Origin of the sequence: Nonomuraea maritima (genome assembly GCF_900100395.1) — a bacterium.
Classification (GTDB): Bacteria; Actinomycetota; Actinomycetes; order Streptosporangiales; family Streptosporangiaceae; genus Nonomuraea; species Nonomuraea maritima.
In genome coordinates, this window is the sequence record NZ_FNFB01000035.1 from 62,008 (window position 1) to 78,466 (window position 16,459).

Here is a 16,459-nt window from a genome sequence, read left to right on the forward strand (position 1 = left end):
CCCCCTGCCGCCTGATTCCCTCACCGCTCCGTGTCCACCCGGCTGGCCTGGTCGCCCGCGCTGGTCCAGCTGTTGACCTCGTCCCAGTCGCGGTGCTGGCCCTGCTTCTCGGCCATCTCGGCCAGGACGTTCGGCTGCGTCTTGCGCTGGTACTCGAGGTTGATCTTCTCGTTCTCCAGGCGCGCCACCGAGATCTCCTTGCGCAGGGAGGCGTCGGTGATGGCGTCCTGGGCGAGCATGGTGTTGAGCAGCAGCAGGCTCACCAGGCCACCGCAGAGCAGACCGACGACGAGCAGCACGAACGGCGCCCGCTGCCGGCGCGCCGGAACCCGGCGCGGCGCGGGGCCGCGCCGCGGGGTCGCGGGACGCTCGGCGGCCGGGCTCTTCGCCCCGGCGCCGGCACGCGCGGTCTTCACGTCCGCCTCGGCGCGCGCGGCGGGACGGGGACGCGGCGTGGTGCGGGGCTGCGTCGTGGTCCGTCGCGTCCCCGTCTTCTGGGCGACGCGGCGGACGGGCGCACCCCGGCCGGTCTCCTGCTCAGTCGTCAACACGGATCCTCTCTGCCGCCCTCAGCCGGGCCGAGGCCGCCCGCGGGTTGCGGGCGAGCTCTTCGTCGCTTGGGAGCTCGGCTCCCCTCGTCAGCAGGCGGAACCTCGGCTGGTGCGCCGGCAGCGGGACGGGCAGCCCTGGCGGGCTGGTGTCCCTGGTTCGCGCCGTGAGGGCCTGCTTGGCGAGCCGGTCCTCGAGTGAGTGGTAGGAGAGCACCACCGCTCGCCCACCGAGCGCGAGCGCGTCGAGCGCCGCGGGCAACGCCGCCTCCAGGGCGGACAGCTCCGCGTTCACCTCGATGCGCAGCGCTTGGAAAGTCCGTTTGGCGGGGTTGCCCCCGGTGCGCCGCGTCGCCGCGGGAATCGCCTCGCGCACGATCTCCGCCAGCCGCTTGGTCGACGTGATGCGTTCTTTCGCGCGCTCCTTGAGAATAAGGCCCGAGACCCGGCCGGCGAAGCGCTCCTCGCCGTAATCGCGCAGGATATGTGTGAGTTCTGCCCCGGAGTACGTGTTGACCACCTCTTCGGCGGTCAGCTCCTGCGAGGTGTCCATGCGCATGTCGAGCGGCGCGTCGTAGGAGTACGCGAACCCGCGCTCGGCCTCGTCGAGCTGCGGCGAGGAGACGCCGAGGTCGAACAGCACGCCGTCGATCGTGGTGCGCCCAGCGCGGGCCAGCACCTCGGCGAGGTCGCCGGACGAGGCGTGGACGAGCGTGATGCGGTCGGCGTACGGGCTCAGCCGGCGCGTGGAGTGGTCGATGGCGAAGGGGTCGCGGTCGATGCCGATCAGATGCAGCTGCGGATGGGCGTCCAGCAGGGCCTGCGAATGGCCGCCGAGACCGAGGTTGGCGTCGACGACGACCGGCTCGGGCCCCGTCAGCGCCGGGCCGAGCAGTTCCAGAACGCGGTCGAGCATCACCGGAACGTGACCACCCGTACCTATGGTGTCGTTCATCACCGAACCCCCCTCTCGCGTCCTTGGCTCGCGGATGACGCGTCATGCGATCGTCTCATCGGTCGTTTCCTGAGTCCCCACCCGGTGCCGTCCGGCCAGGTCCCCATCCGCACCCTCTTCGTGGAGCCCGCCATCTGACACCGGGGAAGGTGCATCAGCTGACGGACAGTGGTTGCGGGTGGAGACCTCGCCGAACGACGTCACCGACGGATCGACCGCGGTCTTCACAGGATCCCTGGCAGCACCTCCTCCGACAGGTCGGCGAACGCCTGTTCCTGCTCGTTGAGATAGGTGTCCCAGGCCTTCGCGTCCCAGATCTCCAGCCGGGTGTTGGCCCCGATGACGACGCAGTCACGTTCCAGACCCGCGTACTGGCGCAGGCCCTGCGGGATCGTGATGCGACCTTGTTTGTCCGGTTTCTCGTCGGACGCGCTGGCGAAGAAGACGCGGCTGTAGTCACGGACCGCCTTGGCGGTGACCGGGGCGGTGCTGAGAGCCTCGGTAATGCGCTGGAACTCCTCCACGGGAAACACGTAGAGGCATCGCTCCTGGCCTTTGGTGATCACAAGACCCTCCGCCAGCTCCTCACGGTACTTAGCCGGCAGGAACAGCCGTCCCTTGTCGTCCAGACGCGGTTGATGGGTGCCGAGGAACACCGGCCCCACCTCCCGTGCCTCGTGAAGCGCTCAGCGCTGGTGCACCTGCCCTCCACTGCGCACCACCATACTCCACTTCTCCCCACCGTCAACTGATTCGAACCGTCTTCATCATCGGTTTCCGATGCGTTACCGCAGGTCAGCGCGATGGAGCGGAGTGGAGGGCGGCGCGCGGGCGGCCCCCGCCCGTGGGCGTGTCGGCGGTTTGAAAGACCCGTGGAATAAGGGGACGCGGGCGTTCGGAAGGCCACCGGTGGAGGAATGTGGAGCGAACACCTGCCGCACGAGTCGTGAAGTTCGGCCCTGTATGCGAGAAGAGGCGCACTAAACGGGGGTTGCGTTACCTATCCACAAATGTCGCTCTAGAACCCCCAGCGTCGTAGGGTCGTACAGACAATGGAAAAGGAATGGCATGGCTCCGGCAATGGCATCTCACGGGTCAGCCGGCGCACTTCTCATGGAGGCCTGGTGGCAGTTACCCATGACGTCCCTCCCCAGCTCGACGAGCTGGTCTCCACCGCGCACCGCATTCGGACGGCCATCGAATCGGTGATCGAGGGCAAGAGCGACGCCGTCCGCCTCACGTTGACCGTCTTGCTCTCCGAAGGGCACCTCCTGATCGAGGACGTCCCCGGCGTCGGCAAGACCATGTTGGCCAAGGCGCTCGCCCGCTCGATCGACTGTCCCGTACGCCGGGTGCAGTTCACCCCTGACCTGTTGCCCAGCGACATCACCGGAGTGAGCGCGTACAACCAGCAGACGCGGGAGTTCGAATTCAAACCCGGGCCGATCTTCGCCAACATCGTGGTGGGCGACGAGATCAACCGCGCCTCCCCCAAGACCCAGTCGGCGTTGCTGGAGTGCATGGAGGAGCACCAGGTGACGGTCGACGGCGACACCTACCGACTGGACGCTCCCTTCATGGTGATCGCCACCCAGAACCCCATCGAGATGGAGGGCACCTACCCCCTGCCCGAGGCGCAGCGCGACCGTTTCACCGCACGCGTGGCGATGGGCTACCCCGAGCCCACCGCCGAACTCGAGATGCTCGACGTGCACGGGGGCACCTCGCCCCTCGACGAGCTGGAGCCCGTCGCCACGACCGCGGAGGTGCGCGCCCTCATCGAGGCCGTCCGCGGCGTGTACGTCTCCCAGGCGGTCAAGAAGTACGCCATCGACCTCGTCGTCGCCACCCGCCACTCCCCCGACCTGCGCCTGGGCGCCTCCCCGAGATCCACGCTGCAGCTCGTACGCGCCGCCAGGGCGCACGCGGCGCTGGCCGGCCGCGACTACGTCATCCCCGACGACCTGCAGGACCTCGCGATCCCGGTGCTGGCCCACCGGCTGCTGCCCAGCGTCGAGGCCCAGGGGCAGCGCCGCCTGCCCGAGCACGTCGTGAGCGAACTGGTCAGGCGCGTACCGGTGCCGGAGACGCGAGCGTCGTGAGTGCCGGACTGCGGGCGCTGACCTCACGGGGCAGGTCGTTCCTCGCGTCCGGGATCGCCGCGCTGGTAATGGCCGTGCTGCTCGGCGAGAACGACCTGTTCAGGATCGGCGTTCTCGTGACCGCGCTGCCGCTGCTGGCCGCGATGGTGGTGGCCCGGACGCGCTACCGGCTGAGCTGCGCGCGGCGTCTCGACCCGCCCAGGGCGGAGGTGGGCGGGGAGGCAACCGTGACCCTGCGGCTGGAGAACGTCACCCGGCTGCCCACGGGGCTGCTGCTCATCGAGGACACGGTGCCGTACGCGCTGGGCGTGCGGCCGAGGTTCGTGCTGGACCGGGTCGAGCCGAAGGGCGTGCGGGAGATCGACTACCGGGTCCGTTCCGACCTGCGCGGCAAGTTCGCGATCGGCCCGCTGTCCATTCGCATCGCCGACCCGTTCGGGCTGGTCGAGCTGACCCGTTCTTTCACGATCAGCGACACGCTCGTGGTGACGCCGCAGGTGACGGCGCTGCCCCACGTACGGCTGTCGGGCGAGTGGTCGGGCGGGGGTGAGAGCCGTACGCGGAGTGTGGCGGCGGCAGGCGACGACGACGTGGCACCGCGCGAGTACCGGCAGGGCGACGACCTGCGGCGGGTCCACTGGCGCTCGACCGCGCGCCGCGGCGAGCTGATGGTGCGCCGCGAGGAGCAGCAGTGGCAGAGCCGCGGCGCGCTCCTGCTGGACACCCGCCGGCACGCCCACCGCGGCGAGGGGCCGCGCTCGTCGTTCGAGACGGCGGTCTCGGCCGCTGCCTCGATCGGCGTGCACCTGGCCCGCGAGGGCCTCGGCCTGCGGCTGGTGACCGACCAGGGCACCGAGCACCTGGCCGACAACAGCGTGAGCCACTCGCTGCTCGACACGCTGGCCATCGTCCGGCACAGCCCCGCCCGTTCCCTGGAGATGGGCGTCTCCGCCCTGCGCCAGGGCGGCGGCGACGGGCTCATCGTGGCCGTGGTCGGCGCGCTCGACCCGGAGGAGGCGCGGGAGCTGGCGAAGCTGCGGCACAGCGGCATCACCGCCGTCGCCGTGCTGCTCGACCTGAGCACCTGGGAGGGCAGCGACCGCAGCACGGCGGAGGACTTCGAGGCGGCGCAGACCATCCTCGCCGGATCCGGCTGGCGCATCGTCCGGCTGCCCGCCGGTGTCCCGATCTCGTCCGTCTGGCGGGAGGCCGCCAACCGCGGCAGGTACGTGCTCGACCCCGCGGGAGGCGCGGCATGAGACTGACGATCGCCTCGGGAGCCGCGGCCTTCACGGCGGCGTTCCTGCTCTCCCCCCTCTTCGGGGGCGGCAACTGGTTCTGGACGTCGCTCGGCGCGGTGCTCGCCGTCATGGGGGCGGGCCTGCTGAGCAGCCGCCTGGCGCTGCCCGCGTGGGCCGCTCCGCTCGTGGGCCTGGCCGTGACGTGGATCTATCTGACCTTCGCCTTCACCTCCGACAAGGCGTGGGCGCTGCTCGTGCCGACCAAGGAGTCGGTCGTGGAGCTGGTCCGGCTGCTCGGCGTCGGGTGGGCGGACATCCAGCGCTACGCCGCCCCGGTGCCGGACACCGAGGGCATCACCCTGCTGACCGCGAGCGGCGTGGCGCTGATCGCGATCGTCGTCGACCTGTTCGCCGTACGGTTGCGGCGGGCCGCGCTGGCCGGGCTGCCGCTGCTGGCCCTCGCCATGGTGCCGGCGACGATCCTGCCCGACCCCATCAGCTGGCCGGCGTTCATCCTGGCCGCGCTGGGCTTCATCGGCCTGCTGGTCGCCGACGGGCACGAGCGCGTGGGCCGCTGGGGCAGGGCGGTGCTGGTGCGCCGTACCCGGGTGCCGGCGGGCCCGCCGGCGGCGGGGTCCATGCCGGCGAACGGACTGCGGCTGTCGGGCAAGCGCATCGGGTTCGCCGCGATCGCGATGGCGGTGCTGCTGCCGGCCCTGTTGCCGGCGATGGAGCCGGTGTCGTTCTTCACCTTCGGCGTGGGCGGCACGGGAGCGGGACGCGGCAACTCGATCAGCATCCCGAACCCGATCGCCAACCTCAAGGGCCAGCTGGAGCTGCCGGAGCCGCAGGAGGTGCTCAGCTACACCAACAGCGACAACATCCCGCGCTACCTGCGCATCTACGCGCTGGACACGTTCGACGGCCAGCAGTTCGGCATGACCGAGCCGAAGGGCGCGCCGCAGAACCGGACCGACAACGGTCCCCTTCCCGAGCCCACGGGTCTCGGGGCGGGCACCCCGAAGAAGAACGTCGTCACCGACATCAGGATCAGCGACCAGATCGAACGGCTGGCCTTCCTGCCGTTGCCCTATCCGCCGCGGCAGATCCAGGTGGACGGCGACTGGCGGGCCGACGTCGACACCCTGATGGTCTTCTCCACCCGTGAGGAGGCCGCCGGCCTGGAGTATCAGGTCCAGACGAGCGAGCCGCAGCCGACCGCCGACCTGCTCGACTCCATCGGCGACCGCGAGCCGAACGTGGACCCGCGCTACCTCGAGGTGCCGGACAGCCTGTCGCCCGAGGTCCGGCAGCTCGCCGCCGACCTCACCGCCGAGGCCGGGTCCCGGTACGAGGCGGCGGTGACGCTGCAGCGGTTCTTCACCACGGACGGCGGCTTCACCTACAACCTGCGTACGCAGGGGCACAGCGCCTCGGCGCTGCGCGACTTCCTGCTGCGTGACCGGGCGGGCTACTGCGAGCAGTTCGCCGCCTCGATGGCGGTGCTGGCCAGGCTGGTGGGCATCCCGTCGCGGGTGGCCATCGGTTACACGGGCGGCGTGCAGCTCGCGGGCCGCTGGTCGGTCGGCACGAACGACTCGCACTCCTGGCCGGAGCTGTACTTCGAGGGCGTGGGCTGGCTGCCGTTCGAGCCGACCCCTGCGGGGGCCGCCGGCCAGGGCAGCGCTCGTGTCCCGGAGTACTCGCAGCCCAGGCCCGAGGCGACGGCGGTGGCGACGGCGGCGCCGACGAGCGGCGCGTCGAGCGTCGCTGACGACACGCCGCAGGACCCTCAGGCCCGGCGCAACATCCGCGAGCTGGAGGCCGAGGGGCAGGCCGCGGCCGGGACGGTGGACGTCGACGAGTCGATGCCGCTGATCGGCATGATCGGCATCGGGGCCGCGGCGCTGGCGCTGGTGCTGCTCATCCCCGCCGCGATACGGCTGGTCACGAGGACCCGGCGGGTGCGCAGCCTGGGCCGCGACGACGCCGAGCCGTCCGGCGACCGGGCGGCGACGGCGTCACCGGGCCGGCAGCCGTCGGCGGTGGTGGCCGCGTGGGCGGAACTGGACGACCTGCTCTACGACTACGGCATAGCGCGGGTGCCCAGCGAGAGCCCGCGGGCGCTGGCCCGCCGCCTGGCGGAGCAGTACGAGCTCGAGGACGACCCGGCGGCGGCGCTCGCGTCGATCGCCGCGGCGGTGGAGCGGGTGCTGTACGCCAGGAACCCGGGCCGGATCGGGCCGATGCGCCAGGACCTGCGCACCGTGCGCAAGGCCCTGGCGGCCTGGGTGCCACGCGGGCGGCGGGTGCGGGCAGTGCTGCTGCCGCCGTCGACGCTGCGCCGGCTGCGCGGCTTCGGCGAGCGCCTGCTCGACGGGTTCGACCTGCTGGAGACCATCAGGCTGCGGTGGACCGCGGCTCAGAAGGGCTCCTGACCGCAACGAACGTGCGGCCGTCCCCCTCGAGGGCCGGCCGCACGTTCGTGTGTGCAGAGGTCAGCGCTCGTCGTGACGACGGCGCCAGCGCTCTTCCATGCGCTCCATGAAGGTGCCCCGGTTGCTCCGGCGGGCCTGCCTGCCCGGAGGGGCGGCCTGGCCTGGGGCGGGGGCGGCGGAGTCACCGAATCCGTTCATGCGTTTCCAGCTGGACAGACCCCACAGACACGCGGCGAGCATGACCACGAAACCGCCGACGCCGAGCGGGATCAGGGCGGCGCCACTCAACACCACGCCGACCATCATGATGACGACGCCGAGGGCAAAGCCGACGGTGGCTTTGACCAGGCGACGCTTGTAATGGCTGCGCGGGTCGCTGATCCTTACGGTGTTGGCCCACTTCGGGTCCTCGGCGTAGAGGGCCTGCTCGATCTGGTCGAGCAAGCGCTGCTCGTGCTCAGAGAGCGGCACGGCGCCTCCCAAGGACGGCCCCAGGACGGGGAAGACGGCAACGGACGACACGGGGTGTCCGAACCTCGCGGTCGGTCATCCCCAGAATACGAGGCTGTAGACGTAGGCGAAAGCAAACGTCCAACGCAGACCAAACCGGAGGTGACGTCACAGCTCTATTGTGGACCATCTCGCCCCCCTTACCCCAAAATCGTGACACAGACGCCCTCGCAAATCTGGACATCAACGTCATGTCTCTATTTCATCAAGCTTGCCACGTACGAGGGATGCTGGGAGCACCGCGTCGGGGCCAAATCTCCGGATCGCCTTGTCCATGGCCTGCTCCGCCTCGCGCCAGCCGGTCTCCTTCTCACCCAGACCCAGCTGGCGGGCGGCCTCGGCGGCCGGCCGAAGGTTCTCCATCCTGACCCCCACCAGGCGCAACCGCACCCGTTCGAGACCGGCCGCGGCGAACAACTCGCAGGCGGTGGCGAAAATCACCTGGGCCACGTCGGTCGGCTCGCGCAACGTGCGCGAGCGTGTGATCGTCGAGAAGTCGGCCCGGCGAAGCTTCACACTTACTGTCCTTCCCACGTGACCGGCCTTACGCATGCGGGCGGCCACCCGTTCCGACAGCCGCAGCAGCTCGCGCCGGATCACCTCGGGGTCGTCGACGTCGGTGGCGAACGTCTCCTCGTTGCCGATGCTCTTGTCGGGCACGTGGGCGCTCACCGGGCGCTCGTCACGCCCCCACGCGAGCGCCCCCAGGTGGCCGCCGGCCGCCTGGCCCAGCTCGCGACGGAGGGTGGCGGGCGGCACCCGGGCCAGGTCGCCGACCGTACGGATGCCCAGCCGGACGAGGCTCTGCTCGGTGCGCTCGCCGACGCCCCACAGCGCCGACACCGGCAGCGGGTGGAGGAAGTCGACCACCTCGCCGTCCGGCACCACGAGCAGCCCGTCGGGTTTGCATTGCTTGGAGGCGAGCTTGGCGACGAACTTGCTCGGGGCCACACCGACCGAGCAGGTGATGCCGTAGCGGTCGAGGACCTGCTCGCGGATCATGGCGGCGATGACGGCGGGCGAACCGAGCCTGCGCCTGGCGCCGCCGACGTCGAGGAACGCCTCGTCGGAGGCGATGGGCTCCACCAGCGGGGTGATCGTGTGGAAGATCTCCATGACGCCCCGGGACACCTCGGCGTACTTGCCGTGGTGGGGCGGGATGACGGTGGCCTGCGGGCAGAGCCGGCGCGCCCGGCTCATCGGCATGGCCGAGTGGACGCCGTAGGCGCGCGCCTCGTAGGTGGCGCTGAGCACGACGCCGCGCCCGGCGGTCGAGCCCACGATCACCGGACGGCCGCGCAGCTCGGGACGTTCGAGCAGTTCGACGCTGGCGTAGAAGGCGTCCATGTCGACGTGGAGGATCGGGCAGCCGCTGTCATCGGCCCCGGTCTGCGGGACGGGGCCGATGCCGGTGATCTGCTTGCGGGACACGCCGTCGATTCTATCCGAACAGGCGTTCTATACCGCGAGGTGTGTCCGTCACGTCGTCCTTCCCCTGCTGTCAGCTCCGGTGTGCCAGGACGTGCAGCTGCGTGGCGACGTCACGCAGCACGGGATGGGTGGCGGCGGCCTGCTCCAGGGCGGCCAGTGCCTCGGCGGCCCGCGGGTCGGCGTCGACGAGCCGGCTCGGGACCAGGTCGGTGAAGACCCGCACCCCTTGGACGGCTCCGACGGCGAACCCCGTGGAGGACAGCAGCTCGACGAGCGTGTCGGCGGTGTAGCGCCGGGGCGTGGGGTCGCGGTCTCCCCAGCTGCCGCCGGGATCGGCGAGCACGGCCCTGGCGTCGTCGAACTGCCCGGCGAGCGCCCGGTGGATGGCGCCGGCGACGGGGTTGGCGGCCAGCACGCTGATCACGCCGCTGGGGCGCAGGACGCCCGCGACCGCGCTGAGCGCGCTGATCGGGTCTTCGACGTATTCGAGCACGCTGTGGCAGAGCACGAGATCGGCGGCGTCGGACGGCAGCAGCTCGCCCAGGTCGGCGGCGTCGCCCTGCAGGGCGCGCACGCCCACGCCCTTCTCCTTGGCCCGGCGCTCCAGCGCGGCGAGCGAGTCGGGGCTCGGGTCGACGACCGTGACGGCGTGCCCGAGCACGGCGAGGGGCACGGCGAACCCGCCGGTGCCGCCGCCCGCGTCGACGATGTCGAGCGACTCACGGCCGGTGGCCGCCGTACGCTCGGCCAGCACGGACCGCAACGCGTCCCACACGACGGCGGTGCGCACCGCCGGGGTCCTCGTCACGCCTTCTGCACGCAACGTCGGCTCGCCTCCCTCTTCCTCGCGACGGCGCCCTCGCGAACGCGCACTTCGCGAACGGCTCTCTTCGCGGACGGGCCCAGCCTACGCCGTACGCGGGAGCGCCCGCTCCCCTCCTGGCAGACCCGTAGCGAAACCTCGGGAGGCGTCACGCGCCGGCCCCTGGCGAAGGGGTCCGGGCATGGCGAAGGGCGCGTCGCGGCTGGTGACGCGCCCTTCACCGTACGGCTTCCCGGCCCGGGGGACGGGCCGTGGTTGGAACGTACCCCGGAACCGGGGTCGCGGTCCGCCCAAAAAGGGTGTCTAAAGGGTGAGGCTTGGCTTGAGTTGCTTGAAGCGCGCCAGCAGCCCGTTGACGAACTGCGGCGACTCATCGGTGGACAGCTCGCCCGCCAGGTGCACCCATTCGCTGATGACCACGCCCTCGGGCACGTCCGGCATCCACAGCAGCTCGTACGTGCCGCCCCGCAGCAGGTTGCGGTCGACGGCGGGCATCCGGTCGAGGGTCCAGCCCTCTGCGTAGGTGGTGATCAGTTCGTCGATGCGCGCGTGGTGCCGGGCGACACCCTCGACGATCGCCGAGGTGTACTCGTTGACCGGCGGCTCCTGCCGGGTCACGCGCTCGGCGAGGATCTTCAGGGGATCCTCGCCACGCAGTTCGGCTTCGAAGAGGATGTCGAGTGCTCGTCTGCGCGCCTTACCGCGTGCCGACACCTCAGGCCCGGCCGAGGTATTCGCCGGTGCGGGTGTCGACCTTGACCTTCTCGCCGGTGGTGATGAACAGCGGGACCTTGATCTCGGCGCCCGTCTCGAGCGTGGCCGGCTTGGTGCCGCCGGTGGAGCGGTCGCCCTGCAGGCCCGGCTCGGTGTTGGCGATGGTCAGCTCGGCGGCGGCGGGCAGGTCGACGTAGAGCGCGGCGCCCTCGTTGAACGCCACCGTGGCCAGGGTGTTCTCCAGCATGTAGTTGGCGGCGGTGCCGACCGTGGCGGCGGGCACGTTGACCATGTCGTAGGTCTCGGTGTCCATGAACACGAACTCGTCGCCGTCCTTGTACGAGAACTGCATCTCACGCTTGTCGACGTTGGCCACGTCGACCTTGACACCGGCGTTGAAGGTCTTGTCGACGACCTTGCCGGAGAGGACGTTCTTGAGCTTGGTGCGCACGAACGCGCCACCCTTGCCCGGCTTGACGTGCTGGAACTCGACAACGCTCCAGAGGTCACCGCCCTCGAGCTTCAGCACCATGCCGTTCTTGAGGTCGTTGGTCGTCGCCACTCGTTCTTCTCCTGGGTGCGGCCGCTCTTCAGGACGAGCAGCTTCTTGGTCGTCTTCGTGGAAGTTCCGGCCCGCCCACACGTGTCGCGAGAGTGCCCTCGATGCGAACCCCGCCCCGGCCCGGAAGGTAGACCCCAGGCTCAGCGGTGATCGGAACTCGATCCTCTAGTCTAGCGGTCCGTGAAGGGCCCAGGAACGGCCCATTGATCTCGGGGCCTCCCTCGCGGCCGTCCGCTCGCCCTAGCGGCCGGGCAGGCTCCAGTCCCGCATGAAGTCCGACGCCGGTCCTGTTGGGTCCATGCGGCCCTCGCGCTGGGCGCGCTCGAGGTCGCGGTAGACGTCGGTGATCTCGTGGAGCGACGCCTCCGGCCGGCCGTCACGGACGCGCCGTGCCGCCTTACTCAGCTTGTCGCGGGCCTTGCCGGCCACGCGGGGGTCGATGCCGCCCATGCGCTGCTGGGCCATCAGCGAGTCGTCGAACGCCCGCGTCCACTCGTTCCATCCGCCCGGCGGCACGGACTCGCCGATCCTCCCCTTGGGAGGGGCCGTCTCGCGCAGGGCGGTCGGCTCGCCGCCGGGTCCGTAACTGTTCACGAGGGACTGGGACGGCTGCGGCTCGGGCGTCGGGAGGGTCTCGAGCTCCGCCACCGTGGGGGCGGTGGCGGGCACGGTGGTCGGGACGGTGGTGGGCACGGCGAGCGGCTGTTCCTCGCGCGAGCCCGCGACCATCACCATGACCACGGTCACGAGCACGATGGCGAGCACGGCGGCGCCGAGCTGCAGGGCCAGCTTGCGGTTCGGCCGCTGCCCGGGTTCCGGGCCCAGGTCGACGGCCTGCATGACCGCGGTGTCACCGGCACGCGGCTGCGGCCCGGGCCCGAACTGCTGCGGGCCTGGAGCGCCGTGCCCCGGTACGCCGGGGGGCGCCGCGAAGCCGGGGTCGCGCAGGGAGGCGCCGGTGACCGGCGCGGCGGGACGCGGCCGGGCGATGGCTGCGAGGGCCCGGCGGATCGCCTCGCCGCTCGCCGGCCGTCTCGCGGGGTCCTCCGCGAGCATGGCCAGCACCAGCCGGTCCAGCTCCGCGCTCACCTCGGGCCTGATCGCGCTGGGCGGAACGGGCGGCCCTTGGGGCGCACCCTCGGAGGGCGGCCGCCCGCACAGCAGCTCGTAGGCGACGCAGCCGAGCGCGTAGATGTCGCCGGGCGCCTGCGCGGCCTCACCGACGCCCCGCTCGGGGGCCACGTACCGGCTGCTGCCTGAGGCGGTCTCGCGCTCGTCCATGCCGAATCCGACGACCTTGAGCACCCCGCTCGCGGCCATACGGAAGCTGTCGGGGTCGACCCTCCCGTGCACCACGCCGGCGCGGTGCGCGGCGTCGAGCCCGGCCGCCGCCTGCCCGATCAGGTCGCACACCTCGACGATGCGCAGCGGGCCGCGGGCGGCGAGCTCCTCGCCGAGGCTGAGGCCGGTGAGGAACTCCATCACCAGGAACGGAGCGCCCTCGTTGTCGCCGACGTCCAGCACCATGGCCACGTTCGGGTGGATCACCCTGGCCACCGTCTGGGCGTGCTGCCTGAGCACCTCGCGTGTGGCGGCGCCCGCCGCCCTGGCGCGCAGCACCTTCACGGCGACGACCCAGTCGGCCCGGGTGTCGTAGCCCCGCCACACGTCGCCCATCGGCCCGCTGCCGATGCGTTCGTCGAGCCGGTACCGGTCAGCGACCAAGGACGGCGTCGCGTCGGACATATCCCCGCCAATGCTCAAATATCAGGAACTTGTGCCCAACCATAGGCCCCAAACGGGCTCCGTCGCCCCCGATCGTCCCGCGTCCCGGCACACGAAGGGCGGGAAACCGGCGAACGCCGGCCCCCGCCCCTGAGAGAGGCCTCCGTCAGGCCGCGGCGATCTCCTTGATCTTCTCGATCAGCTTCACCCGCTCCTCGTGCGTCCTGCCCAGCGGCGCGACGTTGAGCGTGGTCACGCCCGACTCCTTCAGCGCCTGGACGCGGTCGCGCACGAAGCCCTCGCTGCCGATCAGCGACGTCCGCTCCAGCAGCTCGGCCGGGACGAGCGCGGCCGCCTCGTCCTTCTTGCCCTCCAGGTAGAGGTCCTGGATCTGCTCGGCCTCCTTCTCGTAGCCGTAGCGACGGGCCAGGTCGTTGTAGAAGTTGCGGCCCTTGGCGCCCATGCCGCCGACATACAGGGCCGCCATCGGCCGGCCCAGCTCGCGCAGCCCCGTCACGTCGTCGCCCACGGCCAGCGTCGCCTGGGCGATCACGTCGAGTTCGCCCAGCTCGGGGTCGCGCCTGGCCTTGCCCGCAGCCAGCGAGCCGCCCCACACCTCGGCGGCCTTCTCCGGGAGGTAGAAGATCGGCTCCCAGCCCTCGGCCAGCTCGGCCGTCAGCTCGACGTTCTTCGGGCCGATGGCGGCGACCACGATCGGGATGCGCGGGCGTACCGGGTGGTTGATGAGCTTGAGCGGCTTGCCGAGGCCGGTGCCGCGGTCGGGCGGGAGCGGCAGCGTGTAGTGGTTGCCGGCGTACTCGAGGCGCTCGCGCCGCCAAACCCTGCGGCAGATCTCGATGACCTCCCGCGTACGTCCCAGCGGCGCGGTGTACGGCACCCCGTGGAACCCCTCGATCACCTGCGGCCCCGAGGCGCCGATGCCGAGCGTGAAGCGCCCGTCGGAGACGAAGTCGAGACCCGCCGCCGTCATGGCGAGCAGCGTGGGCGTACGGGAGTAGATGGGCAGGATGCCGGAGGCGATCTGCAGCCGCTCGGTCTTCGCCGCGATGTAGCCCATCTGGCTGACGGCGTCGAACGAGTACGCCTCGGCCACGAACACGATGTCCAGCCCGGCCTTTTCGTAGTCGGCCAGCTCGGCGACGGTCTCCTTGAAGCCGCCCGAGTAGTTGAGTGCCATCCCGATCCGCATGCTGGGCTCCCAGTGAACCGAATGATGTTCCGTTGAGACGCGAACAGGTTATCGCGTCGGCGTAGCGGGGCGGCAGCCACTAAGTTTGATCGGGTGCTGAGTCGGGTGGTCGTCATCGTGTCGGCCGTCGTGGCCGTGGCCCTGGCGGGGCACAGCCTGATCCCCGCCTTCGGCGGGTTCACGCCCATCCTGGAGAGCCTGCTGCCGTGGGTCGGGCTGACGGTCCCGCTGCTGCTCGCCGCGGCCGCGATGGCACGTTCCGCCGCGGCCGCCCTCGCGGCGCTGGTGCCCGGCGTGGTGTGGGCCGCGATGTTCGGCTCCACGCTGCTGAGCACCCCTCCTGGCGGCCCGAGCGACCTGGCCGTCGGCACGATCAACGTGGGCGTGCGCAACAACGCCTCCGGCGAGGCCGTACGCACGGTCGCCAAAGACCTCGACCTGCTGGCCGCGCAGGAGCTGACGAGCGGCGGCCCGGCGGCCAAGCAGCTCAACAAGATGTTCAAGTACCGCTACCCGGTCAGCACGGTCGGGCTGTGGAGCCGCTACCCCATCAGCGACGCCCGTCCGATCGACGTCGGCCTGGGCTGGCCGCGGGCGCTGCGCGCGGTGGTCACCACCCCCAAGGGCAAGGTGACCGTCTACGTCATGCACCTGGCCTCGGCCAGGCCCGGGCAGACCACGTCGCGCGACGCGACCCTGGCGCAGGCCCGCCGGCTCATCGACGCCGACCACAGCAAGCGCGTCCTGCTGCTCGGCGACCTCAACACCGCCACCACCGACCGCGGCATGCGCGGCCTGACGCCGCCGTTGACCGACGCCCAGCGGGTGGCGGGCGACGGGTTCGGGTTCACCTGGCCGGCCGAGTTCCCGATCACCCGGCCCGACCACATCCTGTTCCGCGGCATGACCGCGACCAAGGCCGGCGTGGCTCCCGCCACGGGCAGCGACCACCGGGCCGCGATCGCCTCACTCCGTCTGTGAGCGCGTCAGCAGGCCCAGGTCCTCGGGGGTGTCGATGTCCGCGGGGTCTCCGTACGCGTCGCAGGGCACCTCGGTGATCAGCTCGGGGTGCGCCGCGAGGTAGGGGCGGGCCCCGACGTCCCCGACGGCCAGCTCGGCCACCCCGGCGAAGTGCTCCCTGCCGATCAGCACGGGGTTGCGGCGGCGGCCGCCGTACGTGGCGACCGCGAGGTCGGCGCCGGAGACGATCAGCTCGCGCACCGCGCCAGGGCCGATCAGCGGCTGGTCGACCAGCGCCACCACCACGGCCCTGGTCTGCGGGGGCAGCGCCGCGAGCCCCACGCGCAGCGACGAGCCCATGCCGGAGGCCCAGTCGGGGTTGCGCACCGTCACCGCGCCGCGGACCTGGACGGCGGCGGCGCCGAGCACGACGACGACGGGATGGCAGCCGCCCTCCTCCAGCAGCCGCACGCCCCGGTCGACCAGCCGCTCGCCCGCGTACTCGACCAGTGCCTTGGGCCGGCCCAGCCGGGAGCCGGAGCCTGCGGCGAGCAACAGCCCGGCCACTTCGGGAGCTCTCATGGGGTCTCCGGGCGGGTCTCGTGGTGGATGCGGCCCTCCGTCGTCGCCAGCGGGCGTCCAGAACCGCCCCACCGCAGCTGGATCAACTCCGCGGCGATCGACACCGCCGTCTCCTCCGGCGTACGCGCCCCCAGGTCCAGCCCGATCGGCGAGCGCAGCCGCGCCAGCTCCTCCTCGCTCAACCCCGCCTCACGCAACCGCGCGAGCCGGTCCTCGTGCGTACGCCGCGACCCCATCGCCCCCACATAGCCCGCATCGGTACGCAACGCCACCTCCAGCAGCGGCACGTCGAACTTCGGGTCGTGGGTCAGCACGCAGATCACCGTGCGCTCGTCCACCTCGACCGAGGCCAGGTAGTCGTGCGGCCACCTCACCACCACCTCGTCGGCCTCGGGGAACCGCCGGGCCGTCGCGAAGATCGGCCGCGCGTCGCACACCGTGACGTGATAACCCAGGAACTTGCCCACCCTGGCCACCGCCGCGGCGAAGTCGATCGCCCCGAACACCAGCATCCGCGGCGGCGGCGCGAACGCCTGCACAAACACCGCCAGATCGTCCAACCGCCGCTCCCCCTGCGGCCCGTAACGCCGCAACCCCGTCACGCCCTGCGCCAGCATGCCGCGGGCGTCGTCGTCCACGGCGTCGTCCAGCCGAGCCA

At 71.5% G+C, this 16,459-nt stretch carries 16 protein-coding genes; 4 read left to right on the forward strand and 12 right to left on the reverse strand.

Annotated features, from left to right (window positions below):
• Positions 1–20 precede the first annotated feature (20 nt).
• From BLR04_RS34590 to mraZ, 3 genes are all read right to left on the reverse strand, one after another.
• Complete coding sequence (locus tag BLR04_RS34590; protein ID WP_090773313.1) at positions 21–548, reverse strand: hypothetical protein; 528 nt, start codon at positions 546–548, stop codon at positions 21–23.
• Positions 538–1,503 (reverse strand): 16S rRNA (cytosine(1402)-N(4))-methyltransferase RsmH, encoded by a 966-nt coding sequence (rsmH, locus tag BLR04_RS34595; RefSeq protein ID WP_090773315.1) that lies wholly within the window; start codon positions 1,501–1,503, stop codon positions 538–540. Before rsmH ends, BLR04_RS34590 begins: the two co-directional genes overlap by 11 nt.
• A gap of 224 nt (positions 1,504–1,727) precedes the next feature.
• Positions 1,728–2,159, reverse strand: coding sequence for a division/cell wall cluster transcriptional repressor MraZ (mraZ, locus tag BLR04_RS34600; RefSeq protein ID WP_090773358.1), 432 nt, complete (start codon positions 2,157–2,159; stop codon positions 1,728–1,730).
• Positions 2,160–2,555: 396 nt separating this feature from the next.
• Between mraZ and BLR04_RS34605 the strand changes: the two genes are divergently transcribed.
• The 3 genes from BLR04_RS34605 to BLR04_RS34615 are packed head-to-tail and all read left to right on the forward strand — an operon-like array spanning position 2,556 to position 7,284.
• Positions 2,556–3,605, forward strand: coding sequence for an AAA family ATPase (locus tag BLR04_RS34605; RefSeq protein ID WP_425413466.1), 1,050 nt, complete (start codon positions 2,556–2,558; stop codon positions 3,603–3,605).
• The gene (locus tag BLR04_RS34610; RefSeq protein WP_090773319.1) at positions 3,602–4,864 is read left to right on the forward strand and encodes a DUF58 domain-containing protein; all 1,263 of its coding nucleotides are present in this window, start codon (positions 3,602–3,604) and stop codon (positions 4,862–4,864) included. The genes BLR04_RS34605 and BLR04_RS34610 overlap by 4 nt, the downstream gene beginning before the upstream one ends.
• Positions 4,861–7,284 (forward strand): transglutaminase TgpA family protein, encoded by a 2,424-nt coding sequence (locus BLR04_RS34615; RefSeq protein ID WP_090773321.1) that lies wholly within the window; start codon positions 4,861–4,863, stop codon positions 7,282–7,284. Before BLR04_RS34610 ends, BLR04_RS34615 begins: the two co-directional genes overlap by 4 nt.
• A gap of 60 nt (positions 7,285–7,344) precedes the next feature.
• Here the strand turns inward: BLR04_RS34615 and BLR04_RS34620 are convergent, their stop codons facing one another.
• The 7 genes from BLR04_RS34620 to BLR04_RS34650 all read right to left on the reverse strand — a co-directional run bounded on the left by BLR04_RS34620 (position 7,345) and on the right by BLR04_RS34650 (position 14,259).
• Positions 7,345–7,755 carry a DUF3040 domain-containing protein gene (locus BLR04_RS34620; RefSeq protein ID WP_090773360.1) on the reverse strand — a complete coding sequence of 137 codons (411 nt, stop codon included), beginning with the start codon at positions 7,753–7,755 and terminating at the stop codon, positions 7,345–7,347.
• A 228-nt stretch (positions 7,756–7,983) separates the two neighbouring features.
• Positions 7,984–9,225 (reverse strand): DNA polymerase IV, encoded by a 1,242-nt coding sequence (locus BLR04_RS34625; protein ID WP_090773323.1) that lies wholly within the window; start codon positions 9,223–9,225, stop codon positions 7,984–7,986.
• A gap of 70 nt (positions 9,226–9,295) precedes the next feature.
• Positions 9,296–10,033 carry a methyltransferase domain-containing protein gene (locus BLR04_RS34630; RefSeq protein WP_245740857.1) on the reverse strand — a complete coding sequence of 246 codons (738 nt, stop codon included), beginning with the start codon at positions 10,031–10,033 and terminating at the stop codon, positions 9,296–9,298.
• A 318-nt stretch (positions 10,034–10,351) separates the two neighbouring features.
• On the reverse strand, positions 10,352–10,762 hold the full coding sequence (gene nusB / locus BLR04_RS34635) for a transcription antitermination factor NusB (RefSeq protein ID WP_090773327.1): 411 nt from the start codon (positions 10,760–10,762) through the stop codon (positions 10,352–10,354).
• 1 nt (position 10,763) lies between these two features.
• Positions 10,764–11,324, reverse strand: coding sequence for an elongation factor P (efp, locus tag BLR04_RS34640; RefSeq protein WP_090773329.1), 561 nt, complete (start codon positions 11,322–11,324; stop codon positions 10,764–10,766).
• A 240-nt stretch (positions 11,325–11,564) separates the two neighbouring features.
• Positions 11,565–13,070 (reverse strand): serine/threonine-protein kinase, encoded by a 1,506-nt coding sequence (locus BLR04_RS34645; RefSeq protein WP_090773331.1) that lies wholly within the window; start codon positions 13,068–13,070, stop codon positions 11,565–11,567.
• 145 nt (positions 13,071–13,215) lie between these two features.
• Positions 13,216–14,259: an LLM class F420-dependent oxidoreductase gene (locus tag BLR04_RS34650; RefSeq protein WP_090773333.1), complete on the reverse strand. Its 1,044-nt coding sequence runs from the start codon at positions 14,257–14,259 to the stop codon at positions 13,216–13,218.
• Between the two features lie 93 nt (positions 14,260–14,352).
• Here BLR04_RS34650 and BLR04_RS34655 point away from each other — a divergent pair, with 93 nt between their 5' ends.
• A complete protein-coding gene (locus tag BLR04_RS34655) occupies positions 14,353–15,240 on the forward strand; it encodes an endonuclease/exonuclease/phosphatase family protein (RefSeq protein WP_090773335.1) in 888 nt (295 codons plus the stop codon).
• On the opposite strand, the gene BLR04_RS34660 is transcribed toward BLR04_RS34655, so the two are convergent.
• The gene (locus BLR04_RS34660) at positions 15,226–15,801 is read right to left on the reverse strand and encodes a nucleotidyltransferase family protein (RefSeq protein ID WP_176903431.1); all 576 of its coding nucleotides are present in this window, start codon (positions 15,799–15,801) and stop codon (positions 15,226–15,228) included. The genes BLR04_RS34655 and BLR04_RS34660 overlap by 15 nt on opposite strands.
• Positions 15,798–16,459, reverse strand: a 662-nt coding sequence (locus tag BLR04_RS34665; RefSeq protein ID WP_176903432.1) for an XdhC family protein, incomplete at its 5' end; no start/stop codon positions are given. The genes BLR04_RS34665 and BLR04_RS34660, both read right to left, overlap by 4 nt.

Coding starts and splice junctions, on each gene's coding strand:
- BLR04_RS34660 (WP_176903431.1), bottom strand. CDS start 15,801: ATGAGAGCTCCCGAAGTGGCCGGGCTGTTGCTCGCCGCAGGCTCCGGC.
- BLR04_RS34605 (WP_425413466.1), top strand. CDS start 2,556: ATGGAAAAGGAATGGCATGGCTCCGGCAATGGCATCTCACGGGTCAGC.
- rsmH (WP_090773315.1), bottom strand. CDS start 1,503: ATGAACGACACCATAGGTACGGGTGGTCACGTTCCGGTGATGCTCGAC.
- BLR04_RS34650 (WP_090773333.1), bottom strand. CDS start 14,259: ATGCGGATCGGGATGGCACTCAACTACTCGGGCGGCTTCAAGGAGACC.
- BLR04_RS34645 (WP_090773331.1), bottom strand. CDS start 13,070: ATGTCCGACGCGACGCCGTCCTTGGTCGCTGACCGGTACCGGCTCGAC.
- BLR04_RS34615 (WP_090773321.1), top strand. CDS start 4,861: ATGAGACTGACGATCGCCTCGGGAGCCGCGGCCTTCACGGCGGCGTTC.